Annotated in this window: 16 protein-coding genes; 15 read left to right on the forward strand and 1 reads right to left on the reverse strand. The window is 43.5% G+C overall.

The features are described 5' to 3' along the window. The first annotated feature begins 108 nt into the window (after positions 1-108). The 5 genes from prmA to purD all read left to right on the forward strand — a co-directional run bounded on the left by prmA (position 109) and on the right by purD (position 5,654). Positions 109-1,014 carry a 50S ribosomal protein L11 methyltransferase gene (gene prmA, locus H0S56_RS08350; protein WP_195724825.1) on the forward strand — a complete coding sequence of 302 codons (906 nt, stop codon included), beginning with the start codon at positions 109-111 and terminating at the stop codon, positions 1,012-1,014. A gap of 15 nt (positions 1,015-1,029) precedes the next feature. After that, positions 1,030-1,905 carry a DUF3426 domain-containing protein gene (locus H0S56_RS08355; protein WP_195724826.1) on the forward strand — a complete coding sequence of 292 codons (876 nt, stop codon included), beginning with the start codon at positions 1,030-1,032 and terminating at the stop codon, positions 1,903-1,905. Between the two features lie 398 nt (positions 1,906-2,303). Continuing rightward, the gene (gene fis / locus H0S56_RS08360; protein ID WP_001086304.1) at positions 2,304-2,573 is read left to right on the forward strand and encodes a DNA-binding transcriptional regulator Fis; all 270 of its coding nucleotides are present in this window, start codon (positions 2,304-2,306) and stop codon (positions 2,571-2,573) included. Positions 2,574-2,668: 95 nt separating this feature from the next. Beyond that, positions 2,669-4,243, forward strand: a complete 1,575-nt coding sequence (purH, locus tag H0S56_RS08365) for a bifunctional phosphoribosylaminoimidazolecarboxamide formyltransferase/IMP cyclohydrolase (protein ID WP_004646700.1) — start codon at positions 2,669-2,671, stop codon at positions 4,241-4,243. 127 nt (positions 4,244-4,370) lie between these two features. Next, positions 4,371-5,654: a phosphoribosylamine--glycine ligase gene (gene purD, locus H0S56_RS08370; RefSeq protein ID WP_195724827.1), complete on the forward strand. Its 1,284-nt coding sequence runs from the start codon at positions 4,371-4,373 to the stop codon at positions 5,652-5,654. A 57-nt stretch (positions 5,655-5,711) separates the two neighbouring features. Here the strand turns inward: purD and H0S56_RS08375 are convergent, their stop codons facing one another. Beyond that, positions 5,712-6,752 carry a hypothetical protein gene (locus H0S56_RS08375; protein WP_227554876.1) on the reverse strand — a complete coding sequence of 347 codons (1,041 nt, stop codon included), beginning with the start codon at positions 6,750-6,752 and terminating at the stop codon, positions 5,712-5,714. Between the two features lie 67 nt (positions 6,753-6,819). Here H0S56_RS08375 and H0S56_RS08380 point away from each other — a divergent pair, with 67 nt between their 5' ends. The 10 genes from H0S56_RS08380 to mutS all read left to right on the forward strand — a co-directional run bounded on the left by H0S56_RS08380 (position 6,820) and on the right by mutS (position 22,472). Next, positions 6,820-7,380, forward strand: a complete 561-nt coding sequence (locus H0S56_RS08380; RefSeq protein ID WP_195724829.1) for a GNAT family N-acetyltransferase — start codon at positions 6,820-6,822, stop codon at positions 7,378-7,380. Positions 7,381-7,982: 602 nt separating this feature from the next. After that, positions 7,983-8,858 carry a MetQ/NlpA family ABC transporter substrate-binding protein gene (locus H0S56_RS08385; RefSeq protein WP_195724830.1) on the forward strand — a complete coding sequence of 292 codons (876 nt, stop codon included), beginning with the start codon at positions 7,983-7,985 and terminating at the stop codon, positions 8,856-8,858. A gap of 76 nt (positions 8,859-8,934) precedes the next feature. Further along, positions 8,935-9,960: a methionine ABC transporter ATP-binding protein gene (locus H0S56_RS08390; RefSeq protein ID WP_195724831.1), complete on the forward strand. Its 1,026-nt coding sequence runs from the start codon at positions 8,935-8,937 to the stop codon at positions 9,958-9,960. Then, on the forward strand, positions 9,957-10,652 hold the full coding sequence (locus H0S56_RS08395) for a methionine ABC transporter permease (protein ID WP_005107217.1): 696 nt from the start codon (positions 9,957-9,959) through the stop codon (positions 10,650-10,652). Before H0S56_RS08390 ends, H0S56_RS08395 begins: the two co-directional genes overlap by 4 nt. Positions 10,653-11,040: 388 nt before the next feature. After that, positions 11,041-14,613 (forward strand): DNA polymerase III subunit alpha, encoded by a 3,573-nt coding sequence (gene dnaE, locus H0S56_RS08400; RefSeq protein ID WP_195724832.1) that lies wholly within the window; start codon positions 11,041-11,043, stop codon positions 14,611-14,613. A 37-nt stretch (positions 14,614-14,650) separates the two neighbouring features. After that, entirely contained in the window at positions 14,651-15,499 is an 849-nt protein-coding gene (locus H0S56_RS08405; RefSeq protein WP_195724833.1) for an RNA methyltransferase, read from the forward strand. Next, positions 15,475-16,308 carry a serine O-acetyltransferase gene (cysE, locus tag H0S56_RS08410; protein WP_265088332.1) on the forward strand — a complete coding sequence of 278 codons (834 nt, stop codon included), beginning with the start codon at positions 15,475-15,477 and terminating at the stop codon, positions 16,306-16,308. Before H0S56_RS08405 ends, cysE begins: the two co-directional genes overlap by 25 nt. A 117-nt stretch (positions 16,309-16,425) precedes the next feature. After that, complete coding sequence (locus H0S56_RS08415; protein ID WP_195726070.1) at positions 16,426-17,376, forward strand: ABUW_2363 family tetratricopeptide repeat lipoprotein; 951 nt, start codon at positions 16,426-16,428, stop codon at positions 17,374-17,376. 120 nt (positions 17,377-17,496) lie between these two features. After that, on the forward strand, positions 17,497-19,503 hold the full coding sequence (locus tag H0S56_RS08420) for an esterase/lipase family protein (protein ID WP_227554878.1): 2,007 nt from the start codon (positions 17,497-17,499) through the stop codon (positions 19,501-19,503). Positions 19,504-19,838: 335 nt separating this feature from the next. Then, positions 19,839-22,472 carry a DNA mismatch repair protein MutS gene (gene mutS, locus H0S56_RS08425; protein ID WP_195724836.1) on the forward strand — a complete coding sequence of 878 codons (2,634 nt, stop codon included), beginning with the start codon at positions 19,839-19,841 and terminating at the stop codon, positions 22,470-22,472. Positions 22,473-22,630 lie beyond the last annotated feature (158 nt).

Raw genomic sequence — 22,630 nt, forward strand, 5'->3', positions numbered from 1 at the left:
ATGCTTCATGCATTCTTTTTTATTTTTGGAATGGATTAAGAAGATAGCAGCGTTGAGTCTGAACTTCCGTTACAATAGCTTTTTGAAAAATGTATAAAGGTTATTTCTGTGAAGTGGTTACAAATTCATATTACGGTTGAACAGGCTCAGGTTGATTTTACTGAGACATTACTCAGCTCACTAGGCGCAGTGAGTGTGACTTTGGATGATGCTGAAAACCAGGATTTGCTGGAACCACTTCCAGGTGAAACGCCACTTTGGAATAAAGTGATTGTGACCGGTATTTATGCGCAGGAAGAAGGCGAAGAAATCGATGTTGCCGCACTAGAAACCTTTATTCGTGCACAAATGCCAGATGCTCCGATCCGTCATGAGTTGATTGAAGATCAGGCTTGGGAACGTACCTGGATGGATGCCTATGAGCCCATTCAGATTGCTGATAAATACTGGATCGTACCGGAGTGGATGGAAGCACCTGATGCCGAGGCGGTGAACATCAAGCTTGATCCAGGTCTGGCTTTCGGAACAGGCAACCACGCTTCAACTTTCCTGTGCTTACAATGGCTCGGAAAGATTGATGTGAAAGATAAAATTGTCATCGATTATGGCTGTGGCTCAGGCATTCTCGGGGTAGCTGCACTTCTCTTAGGTGCGAAAAAAGCATATGCCACTGATATCGATCCACAAGCTGTACTGGCGACTCAGCAAAATGCTGAACTGAATGGCGTACTGGACAAGCTTTATGTAGGACTGCCAGAAGAATTTAGAGATGAGCTCGGCAATACCAAAGCTGACGTATTTGTTGCCAATATTCTGGCGGCACCACTAATGATGCTAGCTCCCGAGTTCGCAACTTTAATTAAATCTGAGGGACAGTTCGCACTTGCCGGAGTAATTGAAGAGCAAGTTGCTGATGTTACTAGCATTTACTCAAATTATTTTGATATATTAGAAGTAGAAAAACGAGATGAGCACTGGTGCCGTATCTCGGGTAAACGCCATAAGAATGAATGAGCCTATAAATAATCCATGAGTGACAAAAGAACCCATTGCCCTACCTGTTCCACCACCTATAAGGTCACAGTTGCTCAACTCACCGTTGCGCAGGGTATGGTTTGCTGTCCCAAATGTACCACCTCATTTAATGCCTTATCGCATTTGGTGACCGAAACCCGGAATTCGGTCACCGCCTCAATGTCTCACGCTCAGTCGAGCTCCAGCGAATTCAGCAAAACTGATGCTCAAAATAGACCAGGTGTTTATCACACGGATCAGCAGCATCGTCATAGCCTGCTACAGATTTTTGACCAAAAAGTTGAACATTCCAATATTGATCTGGAAACCTATTTAAATAACTTGAATTATTTCAGTACCGAACCGATTTCAGTCCTACCGAGCATGAACTGGGAAGATCAGGCAGAAAAGCAGGCTAAGCGCGGGCCAATGTACTATATAGGCTGGAGTTTACTCAATCTGTCGCTGTTTAGCCTGCTGCTGTTTCAATTTTTTTGGTTCAATCCGCAATACATCAAAAACAGTCACGTCATGAGTCTGGCCTTTAACAGTGCTTGTGAAGTGTTTAATTGTTCCAATCTGGAAAAATACTACACACTAATTCAGGTTAATAAAGTCAAAATCAAGGCAACCGGTAATAATGAAGCTGAGTTTAGCGGTGAGCTGATTAATTTTCATGACCGTAGTCTGGCTTTACCAATTTTAAGAATCAATCTGGAACATCGCGGTGAAGTGATTGCAACTTATAACCTGTCCTCCGAAGAGTACTTGATTGAAAGTTTAGTCAATATTCAGCGCATTCCGAAAAACAGCCCGTTTAAATTCAAATTTAAGCTTCCAGTCGATCGCAAAAGCTTTGATCGCTATACTTTGGAAATAATTCGCCCCTAATCTACTGAGAAAGCATTAAAAAATTAAAAAAAGTTAAAAAAAATGCAGTTTTCTTGCTCACTTTTGCTTAGACAATGGTATGATACGCGCCACGAAAGCTATGTGCTGCAACTCCTCGCGACTTTTTCACAACAAATACAGTCTTGCCTAATGCGCTATAAAATTTATTGCGTATCGTGCAGATTTTTTTGTTTTGATTTTGGTCAGTAACAAAACTTTAACTATTGTTACGCTTATTTTTCGACCAAATCGCAGAGATGTGTCAAGCTACAGGCTCAATGTAATGACTAAGTTTTAGAACTTCCGTTTTAGGATCTAAAATGGAGTTCATTTCAATTTCTAGACCACTTTTATATATCACTTTACCCAAGTGATATTTGTTTTTCGGATTAATTCGCATGAATAGCAAATCTCCTATTTTTACTGCACAATCTGATGTTGCTTTACGTATCCACGTAGATCGCGCAGTTCGCCACTATTTTGCACAACTGCAGGGCGAGCAACCATCTCAGGTATACGACATGGTGCTAGCAGAAATGGAGAAACCTCTTCTATCTGTAGTTCTAGAATATACACGTGGTAACCAAACACGTGCTGCCGAGATCCTCGGACTCAACCGTGGTACTTTACGTAAAAAGTTAAAAGCTCACGGTTTAATGAGTGAATAAATGATAAAATGCTTGCGGCTTCCGCAGGCATTTTTTTTAACCTGTAAATTGCTGATTTTGTTTTATTCTGTTCCTTGAAAACTGTGACGAAGATCATGACTATTAAACGCGCTTTAATCTCTGTGTCTGACAAGACTGGTATTGTTGAATTTGCACAAGAACTTGCTGCTCTAGGGGTAGAAATTTTATCTACAGGTGGTACCTACAAATTGTTGAAAGACAATAATGTGGCTGTAGTTGAAGTTTCGGAGCATACAGGTTTTCCAGAGATGATGGACGGCCGTGTAAAAACACTACATCCGAAAATTCATGGGGGTATCCTGGCTCGTCGTGGTCTAGACGAAGCTGTGATGGCTGAACACAACATTGATGCTATTGATTTAGTCGTTGTAAACCTTTATCCATTTGCTGCAACGGTAGCCAAACCAAACTGTTCACTTGCTGATGCTATCGAAAACATCGACATCGGTGGTCCTACCATGGTTCGTGCTGCAGCAAAAAACCATGCATCTGTAGGTATCATCGTAAATGCTTCTGACTATGCAACTGTCGTTGCCGAGCTTAAAGCTGAGGGTGCTTTATCTCATGCAACTCGTTTTGACCTAGCAGTAAAAGCATTTGAACATACTGCTCAATATGACGGCATGATCGCATCTTACTTAGGCGCTCGCGTAGGTAAAGAAGAAGGTCAGGCAGACAAATTTGCACGTACTTTCAATACTCAATTGAACAAAGTTCAAGACCTTCGTTACGGTGAAAACCCGCATCAAGCTGCTGCATTCTATGTAGAAGACACAGCGACTGAAGCTTCTGTTTCAACAGCGAAACAGCTTCAAGGTAAAGAACTCTCTTATAACAACATCGCAGATACTGATGCAGCACTTGAATGTGTGAAATCATTTGCGAAGCCTGCTTGTGTGATCGTTAAACACGCTAACCCATGTGGCGTTGCAGTATCTTTAGACGGTATTCAAGCAGCTTATGATCTTGCGTATGCAACAGATCCTGAATCTGCTTTCGGTGGCATCATTGCATTCAACCGTGAATTAGACGTTGCAACTGCACAAGCGATTGTAGATCGTCAATTCGTTGAAGTGATCATTGCACCGAGCGTTGCTGAAGGCGTTCTTGAAGTAACAGGCGCGAAGAAAAACGTACGCGTACTTGTATGTGGCGAACTTCCAGCAATCGATGCGCGTCAATCGCAACTTGACTACAAACGCGTAAACGGTGGTTTGTTAGTTCAAGATCAAGACTTGGGCATGATCACTAAAGATGATCTTAAAGTAGTCACCAAACGTGCGCCGACTGAACAAGAAATCGATGACATGATCTTCGCTTGGAAAGTAGCGAAATACGTAAAATCTAACGCGATTGTGTATGCTAAAAACCGTCAAACCATTGGTGTCGGCGCTGGCCAAATGAGCCGTGTAAACTCAGCTCGTATTGCTGCAATCAAAGCTGAACATGCTGGCTTAGTAGTTGAAGGTGCGGTAATGGCATCTGACGCATTCTTCCCATTCCGTGATGGTATTGATAACGCTGCGAAAGCGGGTATCAAATGCATTATCCAACCGGGTGGTTCTATGCGTGATGAAGAAACGATTGCTGCGGCTGACGAAGCTGGTATTGCAATGGTGTTCACTGGTATGCGTCACTTCCGTCACTAATTAATTTTAAATCCTCCCTAGCCCTCCTTAATAAAGGAGGGTTTTCTATATCATAGTAGAGCGAAGGGAATCCCCCTTTTATCAAAGGGGGATTTAGGGGGATTCTATTTCAGAAGGATTTTTTTTAATGAATATTTTAGTTTTGGGTAATGGTGGTCGTGAACATGCACTTGCATGGAAAATCGCGCAAGATGATAAAGTCGCAAAAGTATTTGTAGCACCGGGTAATGCAGGTACTGCAACAGAAAATAAATGCGAAAATGTTGCCTTAAATATTTTAGACAATGCTGCGATTATCGACTTTGCAAAAAGCAATGCGGTTGATTTAGTGGTTGTTGGTCCTGAAGCACCACTTGTAAATGGTGTTGTAGATGCATGCCGTGAAGCTGGCGTTAAAATTTGGGGTCCAACTCAATTTGCTGCGCAGCTTGAAGGCTCTAAAGCATTCGCTAAACACTTCCTTAAACGCCATAACATTCCAACGGCTTTCTATGACGTATTTACTGAAGTAGATGCTGCGAAAGCATTTGTTGAGAAAAATGGTGCGCCAATCGTGATCAAGGCTGATGGTCTTGCTGCAGGTAAAGGCGTAATCGTTGCCATGACCAATCAAGAAGCATTTGCAGCAATTGATGACATGCTTGCAGGCAACAAATTTGGCGATGCAGGTTCTCGCGTAGTGATCGAAGAATTCCTTGCTGGTGAAGAAGCATCATTCATTTGTATGATTGATGGCGACAACATCTTGCCGATGGCAACTTCTCAAGACCATAAACGTATTTTTGAAGGCGACCAAGGTCCGAACACCGGCGGTATGGGTGCGTACTCTCCTGCGCCTGTTGTGACTGCTGACGTATTTGAAAAAACCATGAATGAAGTGATGCGTCCTACCGTTGAAGGTATGAAAAAAGATGGTCACGTTTATACAGGTTTCTTATACGCAGGCTTGATGATTGACGACAAAGGTCAACCAAAAGTGATCGAGTTTAACTGTCGTTTTGGCGACCCTGAAACTCAACCAATCATGATGCGTTTAAAATCATCTTTAGTTGATTTGGTTGAAGCTGGTATTGCGGGTAACTTACCTGCGGAAGCTGAATGGGATGAGCGTAAGACTGTAGGTATCGTACTAGCATCTAAAGGTTACCCTGAAACTTCAAGCAATGGCGATGTAATTTCAGGCTTAGACACTGAAATGACTGATGCGAAAGTGTTCCATGCAGGTACTAAAGCCAATGAAAATGGTGAGATCGTGACTGCTGGTGGTCGTGTACTTTGCGTAACTGCGCTTGGTAACACGATTGGTGAAGCACAAGCAAAAGCTTTAGAACTTTGCAAAAAAGTGACATTCGACGGCGTTCAATACCGTAAAGATATTGGTTACCGTGCGATTGCGCGTGAAAATGCTTAATCTAAATTTTGGTTAAGTAAAAACCCCGCTAAGTGCGGGGTTTTTAATTAGTAATTTTTATTTCATTTGAGCTACTAATTCTTTCCATTCATCAAAATTAGTATCTTGTGGATTACTCCAGTTTAATTCTTTCCCGACTTTTATTTTTCTAAGACCTATATTTCTTCTACAAGTAGCTAGCTCAAGCAACTCGGATAATATTCCCCACAATTCAAAAATTACTTCATATTCTGGACGTCTTCCACTATGCACTAGTTTATTTCGAGATTTTCGAGCACTCTCTAATATCTTATAATTTTGTCTTGAGATAATTTTGGCTAACCTTAAAAGTTTATGCTTAGTTGCTATATTTTTTAAAAACTTAGCTTCTTCCCATGTTGTATGTAAACATCTTACTTGTCTTGGATAGCTATCCTTACATTTAATATAAATTTTCTTCCATAAAATTTCTGTAATTTGCTCAACTACAATCCACAAATTATTAAGCGCATCATTATTGTTTTGATTAATTAAAGATGTATAACCATTTAATAGAAAGAATGGTGTAAAAGATGGAATTGACTTAATTATTTCCTGCCCAGCATTATAAGCGAGTCTTAGATCATTAAAATGTAAAACTCTAGGATGCATCAACGGTAGATATCGTTCAGATATAGATGTCCAATTGCACCTTAATTGATTATGAAGCGATGGCAAATTAGAAAATAAACTTCGCTTTTCATATAATGTACCTACATCTAACTCATGAGGATGCAAGACCTCTGCATGGATCCCACCTAATAACAGGCAACACAAAATCTCATTTAATTTAGTAATACCATCAATGCGTGTTGGAAAATTTTCGCTTTGAGGGATTGCAATTGCTCCGTCATAACTAATTAAAGCACCTAAACTATCATCACTTTCTAAAGAAAGAATTCCGATTACTTTTGATAGTTGCATTCCCTCATAATCATTGTTATTGATCTGATCTAATGAAAAATTAATCCTAGGTTGTTGTTCACTAATGATTGCTGAAAAAGGTTTTAGATGAACCATCCAAGCAGGATTACTACAAACTTGCGTTTCTTGATTCTGAATCTGTTGATCATCCAACATAATTTCATCCATGTTATATTAAATTTTAATGATTAATAGATAACATCTTATATCTTGGTCTAAGTATATGTCATCAGCTTCAATTACCACCCCTCGCCTCATCCTACGCCAATGGCAAGATTCCGACACTGCCCCATTTATCCAAATGTGTGCAGATGACGAGGTCATGCGCTACTTCCCTAAAAAACTCGATGCGGCTGAGGCAACTGCTTTTCTTGAACGTATTCGTAATGCTATTGATACACGCGGTTGGGGAGCCTTTGCCGTAGAATTGAAAACCACAGGCGAATTTATCGGATCTATTGGCTTACACGTGCATCCACCTGAGCTTAAAATTGCTGATGCCCCTGAAATTGGCTGGCGCTTGCTACCACAATACTGGAATCAAGGCTATGCCACTGAAGGGGCCAAAGCGGTACTGAAATATGCCTTTAGAACTCTACGACTCGAGAAAGTCATTTCTTTTACTGCATGCGTCAACACGCCCTCAGAACGTGTCATGCAAAACATTAGCTTAGAAAAAGTAGGAGAGTTTGACCATCCGCTTGTACCTGCCGATCATATCTTGTGTAGACACGTACTCTATGAAAAACAGCGTTCGGATTATCTCTATATTCCCTTCTGTTAAAACAAGCTTGTAATATCATGACCAGAGGAAACCAAGATCAGATACTGACTCGCTTAAGTTAATATAAAGGAAAGATTTATCTCGTTAATGATAGAATTTCCTTAATTTGCCAAAAATCAGATATTTTCTTATATTTATTTATATACATTTTTCATATTTCTATCTTACAAAATCTTATAAAGATCACTATTTAAACACATCTATTAAAGCTATATTTTCAATATAAATAATATATTGTTTTAATTAATATTTTCTTTAAAAGATCTTTTTTTATATTCGACTAAAGAGATAAGCAAGGCTTTTTTATCCAGTATATCGAATATAGATTTATTGCTATGATATCCGCAACTTCAGAGCACTCAAACCTTGCCATGTACTTATAAAATATCTATTTTCTCTCTCCAAATAGATTAAATACATCAGATTTGGGCTGCCTCTGACTTGATCAAGTTCACCAGAATTGTTGTTGCACGCTTGCAGCTTTCGACTTCAAGCTTTCTTCAACCATGATCAAGCTATCTACTTAGATCGTAATAAAACTCTTATTTAACACGATTTAAAAATGCTTATACTCTAGGCAAGAATAGAATTAGGACAATTTCATGAAAAAGTTACTTGGCGTTATCTTGAGTGCCTCTGTATTGACTTTAACTGGGTGTGGTAAACAGGAAGCGCCTGCCACTGATGCAGCGCAAAGCAAAGATGCAAATGGTCTTCAGACTGTAACTATGGCTTCGACCGGTTCAGATGCAGACGTATGGCGTTATATCGCGACATTGCCTGAAACCAAAGCAGCCGGCATCAAACTTGATGTGAAAAATTTCACTGACTACGTGTCAATGAACACGGCAGTAGCCAACAAAGAAATTGATGTAAATGCATTCCAGTCTTATGCCTATATGGTTGCTTACAACGATGCTAACACAGCCAAAATTGCACCTCTATCTACCACTTATTTAGAGCCAATGGGCATTTACTCAAGCAAAGTCAAATCTTTAAACGAGTTTAAAACTGGTGCGACCATTGCCATTCCGAATGACGGCGCAAACGAATCGCGTGCATTATTACTTTTACAATCAGCAGGTCTGGTTAAATTAAAAGCTGGTTTTGACAATGTCAAAGGCACAACTTCTGATGTGACCGAAAATGCAAAACAAATCGTGATTAAGCCAATTCAAATGGCGACTGCAGTACGCGTAAAAGACGAAGTTGATGCGATTGTGCTGGGCAATACCTTGGCAATGGAAGGTGGTTTAAACGTATTAAAAGATGCGATTTACTATGAGCCGATTGATCAAAGCACAAAAATGAACGTCAACGTATTAGCGGTTGCAGCAGATCGTCAAAATGATCCAGTTCTGCAAAAAGTAGGTGCGTTGTATCATACGCCAGCAGTAAAAGCATATGTTGATGAGCATTTTGGTGGTACTAAAGTTGCGGTAAACAAACCTGTGACGTATTTAACTGAATCAAAATAGTACTATAATAGACTTTTAGAACAGGCAAGGACGATTTCTTGCCTGTTTTTTTATCCGTGATGCAGTTTTTGACACTATGATTGAATTTAAAGATATTTCAAAACAGTATGAGCTTAAGGGTCAAACCTTGCATGCCTTGAATCAGATTAATCTTCAGATTCCAACCGGCAGTATTTTTGGCATCATCGGTTATAGTGGTGCCGGTAAAAGCACCCTCATCCGTCTGATCAATCTGCTTGAGCGCCCAAGCTCAGGCCGGATTATCATTAACGGAACAGATTTTACCGCACTGGATGCCAAAGCATTGCGTCAAGAACGTGCCAGCATCGGCATGATTTTCCAGCATTTCAATTTAATGCAAACCAAAACCGTGGCAGCCAATATCGAAATGCCCATGAAACTCCTCGGCTGGAGCAAGGCAGAACGGGAAAAGCGCCTCGAAGAATTATTAGACTTTATTGACCTGAAACATAAACGTCATGCTTTTCCAGATGAATTGTCTGGCGGTCAAAAGCAGCGTGTTGGTATTGCCCGTGCCCTTGCCAATCATCCAAAAATTTTACTCTGTGATGAAGCGACTTCTGCACTTGATCCACAAACCACCAAATCTGTTCTACAGCTACTTAAAAAAATTAACGAAGAACAAGGCATCACCATTGTTATGGTTACCCATGAAATGGATGTAATTGAAACCGTGTGTGATTATGTCGCCGTGATGGAAAAAGGTGACGTAATTGAGACCGGCAGCACCTTACAAATATTTAGCCAACCGCAACATCCGACGACCAAGAATTTTATTCAGACCGTATTACAGCAGCATTTACCAGTCAATATTCTGAATAATCTGGAAAACCAGAATCACAACAGTATTTATTGCCTGAAATTCCTTGGTAGCTCGGCACAGGAAACCGTGATTCAAGTGGTGATTAAACAGTTTGATATCAGTTTAAATATTCTGTTTGCAAACATGACCGAAATTAATGGCACGGTGATTGGCCAGATGTTTATTCAGCTACTGGGTGATGCACAAGAAATTCAAGCAGCAATAAAATTCCTTGAACAACACGGCGTACAAGTCGATCAGGCGGGAGTACAGGCATGAGAGATTTGATTGTACAGTGGCTGACGACGATCACTGCACCGTTCTGGAAAAGCTCCCTGTCGATAGATCAGTTCGTGACAGCGCTACAAGAAACCTTTCATATGGTGTTCTTCGCGATGCTGTTTGGCTGTATCTGGGGCTTTATTCAGGCGATTACCCTGCTGGTGACACGTCCAAATGGGATTCTGCCGAATCGTGTGATTTATCACGGTCTCAATCCGATTGTGAATGCGCTGCGTTCGCTGCCATTTATTATCTTGTTGATTGCGGTGATTCCACTGACCAAGTTAATTGTCGGCACATCAATTGGTACATGGGCAGCGATTGTTCCATTGACCATTTATGTCGGCCCATACATTGGTCGCCTGATTGAAACATCTTTGCTTGAAGTGAATGAAGGTATTATCGAATCTGCTCAAGCCATGGGCGCGACGCCAATGCAGATTATCTTTAAGTTTATTTTGCCGGAAGCGCGTAGTTCAGTCATTCTAAACTTGACTACTGCTACCATCAGTTTGATTGGTGCAACGGCAATGGCCGGTGCTGTCGGTGCGGGTGGTATTGGTGACTTAGCGATTTCTTATGGTTATCAGCGTTTTGATACCTCTGTAGTCATCATGACGGTGATTGTATTACTGATTCTAGTGCAGATTGTACAAAGCCTCGGTGACTGGTTATCCCGACTTCGTTAAGCTAGTTTTTATGTATGAATAAGGCCCTCTAAAAAGAGGGTTTTATTGTTTTTAATACTTACGATCCCTTTCTCATTATTTCAAAGTAAAGTCCTGCAACTATTTGATACGTGCCACGGCGACATGGATGCTGCCGTTGTTCTGTCTTGCACAAGCTTTAAAGCAATGCTTAAAGCTTGCTCAGGAAGTGCCATCAGATCAACAAAGGGGTTTTGTTACTTTTGTCCCGTCAAAAGTAAAAGAAAATATCTTCTAACAACTAACTAAATAATCAGCTTAAAAAATCAAATTCAAACTTGACCTAAAAGTTAGCCATTTCCCATCAATTTCAAACTGAAACAATAAATCCCATGTTAAACTATTCAATGGTTTTAGCAGGGACTCATCTATGCACTTTGTTCATCTTGGTATTCATACAGAATTTTCGATTACTGAATCCATCGTACGGATACCTGACTTGGTCAAAGCTGCCGAAGAAGAACAGATGCCTGCCCTTGCGCTCACGGATCTTTCTAACCTGCATGCTGCCGTCAAGTTCTATGGCAAATGTCTGAGCAAAGGCATCAAGCCGATTCTGGGTTCTGAAATTCGCCTGAATGATGCCGAACATCGCATGACCTTATTGGCCATGACCAATACCGGCTGGCGTAATTTGACTGAATTAGTATCTGAAGGCTTTATCAGTGGCCAGCAATTGGATATTCCCTGCGTTCAAAAACAATGGATTTTAAATCAGCCTGAGGACATGATTGCCCTGCTCGGCATGCATTCCGACGTCGGCAAAATGCTGATGAGTTCAAATCCGCAAAAAGCGGAACCGCTGCTAGAAGAATGGGTCGAAAAATTTGGTAATCGTGTTTATCTTGCCCTGACCCGTACCAATCGTCCGGATGAAGATAACTTTATTCTGGAAGCCGTTAAGCTGGCAAAAAAATACAATATCGGTGTGGTCGCACATAATGATGTGCATTTCATGACCCGTGAAGATTATGAAGCGCATGAAGCACGGGTATGTATTGCAGATGGTTATGTGCTTGGTGACAACCGCCGCCCTAAAACCTATTCACCTGAACAATATTTCAAATCTGCTGAAGAAATGACGGCGCTGTTCTCGGATATTCCATCTGCGATTGAGAACACCTATCACATTGCCAAACGCTGTAATGTGACGCTGCAACTGGGCAAATACTTCCTGCCCGATTATCCGATTCCTGAAGGTCATACCATTGACACCTTTTTTGCGCACTTGTCCAAAGAAGGTCTGGAAGAACGCTTGAATTTCCTTTATCCGCCTGAACAACGTGATGAAGACTGGCCGGACATTCGTAAGCCATATGATGAGCGTATCGAATACGAGATTAACATCATTAACTCGATGGGATTCCCGGGCTACTTCCTGATCGTGATGGACTTCATTCAGTGGTCGAAAAGTAACGGCGTTCCGGTCGGTCCGGGCCGTGGTTCGGGTGCAGGTTCACTGGTCGCCTATAGCTTAAAAATTACCGATCTTGACCCGCTGCGTTATGAACTGCTGTTCGAACGTTTCCTGAACCCGGAACGTGTTTCGATGCCCGACTTCGACGTCGATTTCTGTATCGCAGGCCGTGACCGCGTGATTGACTATGTAGCACGTACCTATGGCCGTGATGCGGTCTCCCAGATTGCAACATTCGGCACCATGGCTGCCAAAGGTGCGATTCGTGATGTTGCGCGCGTTTTGGGTAAATCTTATGGCTTGGCGGATCGTATCTCGAAAATGATTCCGACCAAGCCTTTAGGTCTAAGCCTGCTTGAGTCACTAGAAGCTGAACCCCAGCTTAAAGATATCGTCACCAATCCATCCAATCCAGACCATGACGATGCAGCCGAAATCTGGGAAATGGCACTGAAACTGGAAGGTATTACCCGAAACACCGGTAAACACGCCGGTGGTGTGGTGATCTCGCCAACCAAAATTACCGATTTCTCTGCGGTCATGTGTGATGCCGATGGTACCGGACGCGTGGCACAGTTCGATAAAGACGATGTCGAATCTGCAGGTCTGGTGAAGTTTGACTTCTTGGGTCTGCGTAACCTGACCGTGATTGAAGATGCGGTTAAAAATATTAATAAACGCATCAAAGCGGATAAACCTTTAGATATTGCTTATATCCCGCTTGAAGATAAAGACGCATATCTGGTCTTCGCCAATGCCAACACCACTGCGGTATTCCAGTTTGAATCCGTGGGCATGAAGAAGATGCTGAAAGAGGCACGCCCGAGCAAGTTTGAAGAAATTATTGCCTTCGTGTCACTATACCGTCCAGGTCCGATGGATCTGATTCCTGACTTTATTCACCGGATGCATGGTGGCGATTTTGAATATCTGCATCCCTTGCTTGAAGGCGTACTAGAACCCACCTACGGGATTATGGTCTATCAGGAACAGGTAATGCAGGCTGCACAGTATTGTGCCGGCTATACCCTTGGTGGCGCGGACTTGTTACGTCGTGCCATGGGTAAGAAAAAACCGGAAGAAATGGTCAAACAGCGCCAGATCTTTATTGAAGGTGCATCGAAAAAAGACATTGATGAAGCTACGGCCAACCATATCTTTGACTATATGGAAAAGTTTGCCGGCTATGGTTTTAACAAATCGCATGCGGCTGCCTATGCTTTGGTTGCCTACCAGACCGCATGGCTGAAAGCGCATTATCCGGCTGAATTCCTGTCGGCAGTATTGACCTCGGAGATGCAGAACACCGACAACGTGGTATTCCTGATTGATGACTGTCGCAAGAATAATCTGGAAGTTTTACCGCCGTCAGTGAATATGTCGCTGTATCAATTCCATGCTATCGATGAGCAAACCATTGTCTATGGTCTGGGGGCGATCAAAGGCGTCGGTGAAGCGGCGATGCAGTCGGTGATTGACTCGCGTGCACAAGAAGGTCCATTCCGTGACTTGTTTGATTTCTGTCATCGTATTGACCTGAAAAAAATCAATAAGCGTACTCTAGAAGCACTGATTCGTTCAGGTGCACTGGATTGCTTGGGAATTGACCGTGCCGACCTGATGGCGCAACTGCCTGAAGCGGTTCAAGCTGCGGAACAGGCACGTTCCAATCGTGAAACCGGCATCATGGACCTGTTTGGCGAAGTTGAAGAAGTTCAGCGCAAGCCATCTAAGCCAGTCAAACCTTGGGCGGATGAAGTTCGCCTGAAAGGTGAGAAAGACACGCTTGGCCTGTATTTAACCGGCCACCCGATTGATGTGTATCGCAATGAACTAAAAGCCTTTGTGCCTAGTCAGATCAATGAGCTGACGCCGACCCGCCGTGGCGTGACCACCGTGTTTGCAGGATTGGTGGTGGATATTGCCAACTTTCCGAACCGAATGATGATGACCCTGGATGATGGTACGGCACGGATTGAGATTTCAGCCAATCACGAACGCTTCAACCGCTTTAAAGAGATTATCCAGCTCGATAAAGTGGTGGTGATTGAAGGCGAAATCTATGAGCGTGAAGGCTTTGACCGTCCGATGGGACGCCTCACCAAAGCATTCAGCCTGAATGAAATTCGCCAGAAACGTGCCAATAGCATCAAGATCACTCTCACAGCCGAGCATTTCAGCAAGAGCTTGAGCCGGGACTTGCAGCAGATTCTGACTCCTTATTGCAATGTTGATATGTCCGCACATATTCCGGTGATTCTGTATCTGGACTATCCGTATGCCACGACTGAACTGCATCTGGGTCTCAACTGGAAAGTCGCCCCACTGGATGAGCTCTTAGCCAAATTGCGTGACTATTTTGGTAAAGAAGCCTTGCATATTGAGTATCAGGTCAAGTCCAAAGCTGCCAAAGCCGTGTCCTATGAACAGGCCAAGCCGGTGGATATTCCTCCGCCGCCTGTGGGCATGAGCATGGATGATGCACTGGAACTGTATCAGGCTGAATCCCAGCCGCAATATTCATAAATCCTGATCTTTAAAACACCTTAAAATTGGAATCCTCATGAGTCAAATTGACAATGCTGCTGTTTCAGCACATCTCTCCCATGTGCGTATTGTCATGATCAATACCACTTTACCTGCCAATATCGGCAGTGCCCTACGTGCCATGAAAACCATGGGCTTGTCTAAGCTGGTTCTGGTGGCACCGAGAACCTATCCACATTCGGATATTGATGCGCTGGCCGCGGGTGCAACTGACCTGATCGAGCAGATCGAGATTGTAGAAACACTTGAAGATGCCATTAAAGACTGTCAGATTGTATTCGGTACTAGCGCACGCAGCCGTACCATTCCCTGGCCGCTGTTAGATGTGCGCCCTGCCGCTGAAAAAGCCATGACCGCCGTGGTACAAGATCAGCAGGAAGTCGCGATTCTATTTGGCCGTGAAGACCGTGGTCTGACCAATGAAGAACTGGCGATGGCCAATTATCATCTGACTATTCCTGTGAATACTGATTATGGCGTACTGAATGTAGCTCAGGCGATTCAGGTGATCTGCTATGAGATGCGCATGGCAACGATGAGTCAAATTGAACAACCACGTGATGCTAAAGCGACCATGCAAGTCATTGATGGCATTGAAATGGAATGGGATGAACCCTTGGTCAATCATGCGCAGATGGAACAGTTCTATCCACACTTGGAAAAAATGTTGGCAGAAATTGAATTTATGGATCCAAAAAATCCAAGATTATTGCCTTTACGCTTGCGTCGCCTCTTTGGACGTATACAATTAGATCGTATGGAATATCACTTACTTCGTGGTATTTTCAGCCGTGTTCAGGCATTGAACAACGGTACCTGGAAAAAATCTTCACACACATCATCACAGGACGAGGATCAAATCTAATGCTAAAACAGCTCAAAGAAGATATACAAGCTGTCTTTGCGCGCGATCCTGCAGCACGCAATACCTTAGAAGTCTTAACCACTTACCCTGGCATTCATGCGCTGATCATGCATCGCATGGCACATGAGCTATGGAACAAAGAGTGTAAAGGAACTGCACGTGCATTGTCTTCGTTTAGCCGCTTTGCCACGGGCATTGAAATCCATCCGGGTGCAAAAATTGGCCGCCGTTTCTTTATCGATCACGGTATGGGTGTAGTCATTGGCGAAACTGCTGAAATTGGCGATGACGTGACGCTTTATCACGGTGTGACTTTGGGTGGAACGACCTGGAATAAAGGTAAACGTCATCCGACCCTAGAAGATGGCGTGGTAGTCGGTGCTGGTGCCAAGATTCTTGGGCCATTCACCGTAGGTAAAAATGCCAAAGTCGGTTCTAATGCGGTCGTCACCAAAGCGGTTCCTGAGAACGCCACAGCTGTGGGCAACCCGGCACGTTTTATCACCAAAGACAAACCCAAAGATGATGCTGAAGCGCGTCGTCGTGACTATGCAGAAAGTATCGGTTTCCAGCCCTATGCCGCAACTGAAGACCAGTCCGATCCGATTTTGGAAGGCATGCGGATTCTGCTGGATCGCATTCAGCAAAATGAAAAACGCATGAACAACTTGTGCAATCGTCTTTCTTTGTTAGATCCGACCTTTAACAAGCAGCAACAGGATGGCCAGCCTTTGAGTAAAAAAGAGTTGGAGATTCTGGAAGAAGCGCGCCGTGAATGTGAAGCGCAAACCAGCCAATCCAAAGCCTGAATATCACACTTCACTCTGTAACACGGGTTTACTTGCATGATCGTTATACTTTTCATAGACTGACGATCATGCAATTTTTGAATAGATGTTTTAAAAATAACAGAATGGATGACTATTATGACCTTTAAGCCCTTGGCACTTGCTTGCTTAGCATTCACAATTACTGCGTGTTCAACCACTCCTCAGAAATCTGCTGAGAAACCTGTAGATCAAGTGGTTTTTGTAGAGCCTGAACTGAGCCCACCATTTTATGCTTTAAATCCATTCAATTATAATGAACCACCTGAATTTGAAGTGCATTTGAAAAAAGCTGCAGCGCAGCCTGTAACCAAGATGGTGGTGACGGATCCTAATGATCCATCCAAGCAACTGACCCTGGATGTGAATAAACTGATTATTCCAGTGGTAGATAGCAATACACGTGCAATGCGTTATGCAGCACTTGCCAATTCAAATGAAATCGATATCACCGAAATTGACGATTTCCTGCAAATGGTCGAAGGTAAGGCACGTCATTATCCACCACGTTTCAGCGATCGTCAGGAACGCCGTGGTTTTGAAGCCAAATTGCGTGAAGTCACCCGACAACTGGATACTTTAGCGGCCCGTCCAAATGCCTCTTTTGATGTGTTGATGCGTGCTTTTAAAGCCAGCGTGATGGCACGTAACCTGGATCTGGGTTCAGTTTATACCACCAGTTCCCTGACCTATGCCCAGCGTATTCTCAAAATTAATCCAGATGATCCTGAGGTCAACTTCTGGTTTGGTTTTGGTCTGTCTGAAGGCGGTGGTCAACGTGAAGCCATCGCTTATCTGGACAAAGCCATGAAAGCTGGCGTTCAGGAGGCTTATCTTTCTGCAGCCAATAACTATATTGCATTGGAACAGAAAAAAAATGCCACTCAAACCTTGGCGAACTATAAGGTGAAATATCCGCAAGAAGCTGAAGTAGCAGACCGTCTGATTCAGGAAATTGAGAAAAATGGTCGCTGGAATGTTTGGCAAATTTTGCAAACATCAACACCCGCTCCGGCTACAGACCCAGCAACAGCACCGGTGACCCCATAATCAAGATTCGCTTCAATTTGATTACAAATAGACTGCTACGGCGGTCTATTTTTATGGGAAAAAATTAGTAAAATACAAAACATTATCCCGCTTTATAACTTGAATTCAGTGAAAAGTTTTATGCACGAAAAAATAAATAAAAGATTAATGCTGTGCACTTTACTCATCACCAGCGTACTCAGCGGCTGTCAGGTGGTCAGTGTTAAGGAACAGGCCATTAATGTCACGCTGAACAATGAGCGTGACAGTATCTTGACCCGCGACAAGCTCAGTGAAGCCAGTCTGAATGTGTTGTCCATGACAGGTCGTGAAGCCCAGATCTGTATTGATCAGCCCGAAGAATGTGTGGAAGATCTGAAAAGTATTCCCCAAATTTTAGATGAACAATTGCTTTCTACAGCAAGTGAATTATATCTAGCCAACTCCTTACAAAATGCCAAGTCTGCTGAATGTAACACCGGAATTTTAAACAAAACCCGATCACCGGAAAAACAGCAACAACACAAGCAGAACATCCAGAAATGTCTGGATCAGCAGCTCACTATGCTGGATAAAAGCATTCGTTATAGCTATGCCTATCTATTTAAAACCGAGCGTGCGCCGCAAGAGCGTATTTTTGATAACCGCCAGGTCCAGATTCGTGACTTTTATAACCTGGCAATTGCTCATCTGATTCAACGCTATGCTGAACGTTATGAAGCCAAACAGTCCGGCCAGCGCATTCAGGTCGGTGACAGTGTATACACCCTTGATCTGGAAAATTTTCCGCAGCTGAAAAACCAGACCATTGAACAGCTGATGTCTACCTATAACATGAACTTTTCCGGCCTACGTTCCATCACCCGCCGTGATGGTTTTGGTTCAGAATTTTTAGTGGTCTTACCTGAAGCACAGCAAACCGAGCAGGATAAAAAATATATTGTCGATCCGCTCAAGCACAACTATCCAAATGATATCAATCCAAACATTCATTCAGCCCGCTATCTGGCGACCACCATTACCGCTGTACCCAAATCCGCGAATTCGACGGAACAGATTTTATCTACTTCAGAGTTTCACCTGAAACTGTATGATCCTTATAAGCATGAAAAGATTAAGGTGGCTTCGAAAGAATATGCGCTGGCCGCCAACTTTTCTGCACCTTACGGCTTATGGCTAGCCGAGAATAATCTGGGGCGTTTAGCCTATCTGACCCTGATTAATCGCGAAGACAGTCTGAGCATGCCGCACCTGTACATGCTGGAACCTTATAATCCGAACAAGAAAGTGCTGGTATTGATTCATGGCCTGGCCAGCAGTCCTGAAGCCTGGATTCGTCTGACCAACGACATTATGGGTGATCCGGTATTAAGGGAAAATTTCCAGGTCTGGCAGGTATTTTATTCTACTAATATGCCGATTCTGGAAAGCCGTTTTCAAATTAATGCTCTGGTTCAGCAAGGCTTTGCCCAGGTCGCGAACAATGCACCAGCCAAAAAAGATGCGGTACTGGTCGGACATAGCATGGGAGGTGTGATTGCCCGTTTAATGGTCAGTCAGGCCGATATTACCCAAGATGCATTCAAGCTGGTACAAAATACCCGCATTGCACAATTTAAGGATAACCCGCTCTTTAAAGCACGCCTGCAAATGCGGCCTATTCCAAATTTCACTCGGGCCATTTTCTTAGCGACACCACATCGTGGGACAGAATATGCCGACCGCTGGCATACCAAACTGGCTCGTAAAATTATCCGTATACCGGGTGCATTTTTGGGTGCCTTTGCCGATACCCTGCAAGGCCAGATCGGGTTAAACGAGTTTGTCAAAGAACTGGGGCATGACCTGATTCAGAATGGTCCAAGCGATCTGAGTGAAAATTCGAAATTTACTGCATTAACTAAGGATATTCAGCCTTCTAAAAATATCAAATTTCATTCTATTATCGGCAATACCGTAGATACGCAAGATACCAAGCTCATGAGCGATGATATCGTTTCATACGAAAGTGCTTACTTGGAAGGTGCTGTATCTAGCAAAGTCATTAAGGGTGGCCACTCGATTCAGGAAACGCCTGAAGCCGTACTGGAATTACGCCGGATTCTCAGATTACATCTGACCGATCTTGGTCTTTATGATCCGGAATAAACTATCGTCTTGATTTAGACTCACCACCGCATGTTCACATCCGGTGGTTTATTTTTTAAAATTGCAAATAGTGCTGAATAAGAAGCCATAGCGACAGATCTGAGCGCTGCCTTAAAGATTCATCTGGAATTTCATTTCTTTCTAAAAATTAAATTTGATAGACTTGCTGCAATACAGCTTTAAAGCTGAATTGAATCAGCAGATTCATTTCACATTTTCAATCTCCTGTGCTCAATCATGTGGGATTGGCCAGATTGAAAATGTGCTTTAAATTTTCCTGCATAGCCTATTGAGCAGTATTTGCATTTATCTCTTGTTGAAAGGATTTATTTTTAATGACCAGTTCAGAAATTATGGCTGATCTTTCTACCTTAACGCCCATGATGCAGCAATACATGTCGGTGAAAATGCAGCATCCGCATTCATTGATGTTTTATCGTATGGGTGATTTTTATGAACTGTTCTTTGAAGATGCACACAAAGCAGCCAAGATTTTAGGCATTACCCTGACCCATCGCGGTAAGGCCAATGGTCAGCCGATTCCTATGGCGGGCGTGCCTTATCATGCAGCCGAGGGCTATCTGGCACGTCTGGTCAAAAAAGGCGAAACCGTGGTGATCTGCGAGCAGATCGGCGAGGTTACTGGCAAAGGACCGGTTGAGCGTGGTGTAGTTCGAATTATTACGCCGGGCACCCTGACCGATGATGCCATGCTCGGTGCACATCAGAGCTCGAATCTGGTGGCTTTATGTATTCAGCAGAATCAGATCGGCATTGCACTTCTTGATCTCAGCGCCGGCCTATTTAAAGTCCAGCAGCAGGATTATGATCTTAACCAGCTCATGATTGAACTGGCGCGTTTGATGCCAAGCGAAATTCTGCTGGATGAAAGTATCACTGATCCAACATTGACCGAACAACTCAAACAGCAACTGGATATCTCGGTCACCAAACGTCCCGATGTCGACTTCAACCTGAACAATGCGCAAAAAACCTTATGCGACCAGTTTGCTGTCAGCACGCTTTCAGGTTTCGGCATTGATCATTTACCTTTGGCTAAAGCAGCGGCTGCGGCACTGATTCACTATGCAAAAGAAACCCAGAAAACTGCGTTACCGCATATCCGCACGATTCAGCTAGAACAAAGTTCAGATTTTATTGCTTTGGATCCGGTGACACGCCGTAATCTTGAACTGATTGAGCCTTTATTTGAACATGGGACATCCTTATTTCAACTGATCAATGACTGTCAGACTGCTATGGGTGGACGCTTGCTCAGTCGCACCCTGATGCAACCTTTACGCGATACCGCGCTGCTGGATGAGCGCCTGGATGCCATTCAAGCCCTGCTGCAAGGTTTCCACGAAGTGCCTGTACGTTTGGTACTAAAAGAAATTAGCGATATTGAACGCGTGCTGAGCCGTATTGCACTTGGCAGTGCCCGTCCACGTGATCTGGTGCAATTGCGACAGGCCTGCGCGCAAATTCCATTTTTACGCCATGCCCTGCAACCGATTGTCAGTCAGCAACAGTCCAAACTTTTAGTACAACTCAATGAAGAACTCGGCGACTTCCATGATCTACATCAACGTCTGATGTCCGCCATTGTGGAAAACCCGCCCGTCCTGCTTCGTGATGGTAATGTCATTGCCGAAGGTTTTGACAGTGAACTGGATGAATTGCGTCAGATTCGTGATCATGCCAGCCAGTTCCTGATTGATCTGGAAATTAAAGAGCGTGAACAAAGCGGAATTCCGGGACTGAAAATTGGCTACAACCGCGTCAGTGGCTATTATATTGAACTGACACGCGCACAAGCCGAACAGGCACCCGAGCACTATATTCGTAGGCAAACCCTGAAAAATGCCGAACGCTACATCACACCTGAACTGAAAGCATTTGAAGACAAAGTCTTATCTAGCGAATCGCGTGCATTGGCCCGTGAAAAAATGCTGTTTGAAATGCTACTGGATGAACTGCGTCAGGATATCGGCAATTTACAGATAATGAGCAGTGCCATTGCCCAGATTGATCTGATTGCTAATTTTGCCCATCAGGCACGTTTACGCAACTGGTCGCGTCCAAAATTCAGCCCTGAGGTTGGCGTAAGTATCACTGCCGGACGACATCCGGTGGTAGAAGCCCTCAGTAAAACGGCCTTTACCCCGAACGATACGCGACTAGATTTTTCCCATCGGATGGCGATTATTACCGGTCCCAACATGGGGGGTAAATCCACCTTTATGCGCCAGACTGCATTGATCGTGTTGCTGGCTTATTGTGGTGCCTATGTTCCAGCGCAAGCTGCAACTTTAGGTCCGGTTGACCGTGTCTTTACCCGTATTGGTTCTGCCGATGATTTATCGACCGGCAAATCAACCTTTATGGTGGAAATGACCGAAACCTCGCAAATCCTGCATCATGCCACCAGCCAGTCTTTGGTACTCATGGATGAAGTTGGCCGTGGAACCAGTACCTATGATGGCTTGTCTTTGGCTTGGGCCTGTGTGCTGGATCTGACCAAACGCATTCAATGTTTATGTCTATTTGCTACCCATTATTTCGAACTGACTGAACTGGATAAGGAAAGTGGCATTAATAACTACCATGTCACGGCCAAAGAGCTGAATGGTAATCTGATTTTATTGCATAAGGTGCAACATGGCCCGGCCAGTCAAAGTCATGGCTTGCAAGTCGCGAAATTGGCAGGCATTCCGGCTGCGGTGATTAAAGAAGCGCAAAACCGCTTAAAGATTCTGGAAAAACAGCATCAGGCCAAGCCACTGAGCCCGCAGCATGATCTGTTTGCAATGCCTGAAGTTATGGAGCCTATAGAACGTATCATCGAAATTGAAAAAGAATCGCCTGCACTGGACTTACTCGAAGATATTGATGTAGATAGTTTAACTCCGCGTGAAGCCTTGCAGCAGTTATATGCGCTCAAAGACCTGATCAAACAGCCAAGTTAATTCTCGGTCCTAGACCTCATCTGGCATAGGGTCGATGTCCTGAACATACCGATGAATGCTGTAATTCATCGGTATGCGACCTTTTTTCAAATTTAACAGCCCTATATATAACAAATATCAATAAAAGGAATTGTTAGTTCCCCCTGTTTTTGCCTAAA

The sequence above is a fragment of the Acinetobacter lwoffii genome (assembly GCF_015602705.1).
GTDB lineage: Bacteria > Pseudomonadota > Gammaproteobacteria > Pseudomonadales > Moraxellaceae > Acinetobacter > Acinetobacter lwoffii_E.

Excerpts from the sequence above, each read along its gene's own strand:
- H0S56_RS08355 (WP_195724826.1), top strand. The coding sequence starts at position 1,030 with ATGAGTGACAAAAGAACCCATTGCCCTACCTGTTCCACCACCTATAAG.
- fis (WP_001086304.1), top strand. The coding sequence starts at position 2,304 with ATGAATAGCAAATCTCCTATTTTTACTGCACAATCTGATGTTGCTTTA.
- purH (WP_004646700.1), top strand. The coding sequence starts at position 2,669 with ATGACTATTAAACGCGCTTTAATCTCTGTGTCTGACAAGACTGGTATT.
- purD (WP_195724827.1), top strand. The coding sequence starts at position 4,371 with ATGAATATTTTAGTTTTGGGTAATGGTGGTCGTGAACATGCACTTGCA.
- H0S56_RS08375 (WP_227554876.1), bottom strand. The coding sequence starts at position 6,752 with ATGTTGGATGATCAACAGATTCAGAATCAAGAAACGCAAGTTTGTAGT.
- H0S56_RS08380 (WP_195724829.1), top strand. The coding sequence starts at position 6,820 with ATGTCATCAGCTTCAATTACCACCCCTCGCCTCATCCTACGCCAATGG.
- H0S56_RS08385 (WP_195724830.1), top strand. The coding sequence starts at position 7,983 with ATGAAAAAGTTACTTGGCGTTATCTTGAGTGCCTCTGTATTGACTTTA.
- H0S56_RS08390 (WP_195724831.1), top strand. The coding sequence starts at position 8,935 with ATGATTGAATTTAAAGATATTTCAAAACAGTATGAGCTTAAGGGTCAA.
- H0S56_RS08395 (WP_005107217.1), top strand. The coding sequence starts at position 9,957 with ATGAGAGATTTGATTGTACAGTGGCTGACGACGATCACTGCACCGTTC.
- dnaE (WP_195724832.1), top strand. The coding sequence starts at position 11,041 with ATGCACTTTGTTCATCTTGGTATTCATACAGAATTTTCGATTACTGAA.
- H0S56_RS08405 (WP_195724833.1), top strand. The coding sequence starts at position 14,651 with ATGAGTCAAATTGACAATGCTGCTGTTTCAGCACATCTCTCCCATGTG.
- H0S56_RS08415 (WP_195726070.1), top strand. The coding sequence starts at position 16,426 with ATGACCTTTAAGCCCTTGGCACTTGCTTGCTTAGCATTCACAATTACT.
- H0S56_RS08420 (WP_227554878.1), top strand. The coding sequence starts at position 17,497 with ATGCACGAAAAAATAAATAAAAGATTAATGCTGTGCACTTTACTCATC.
- mutS (WP_195724836.1), top strand. The coding sequence starts at position 19,839 with ATGACCAGTTCAGAAATTATGGCTGATCTTTCTACCTTAACGCCCATG.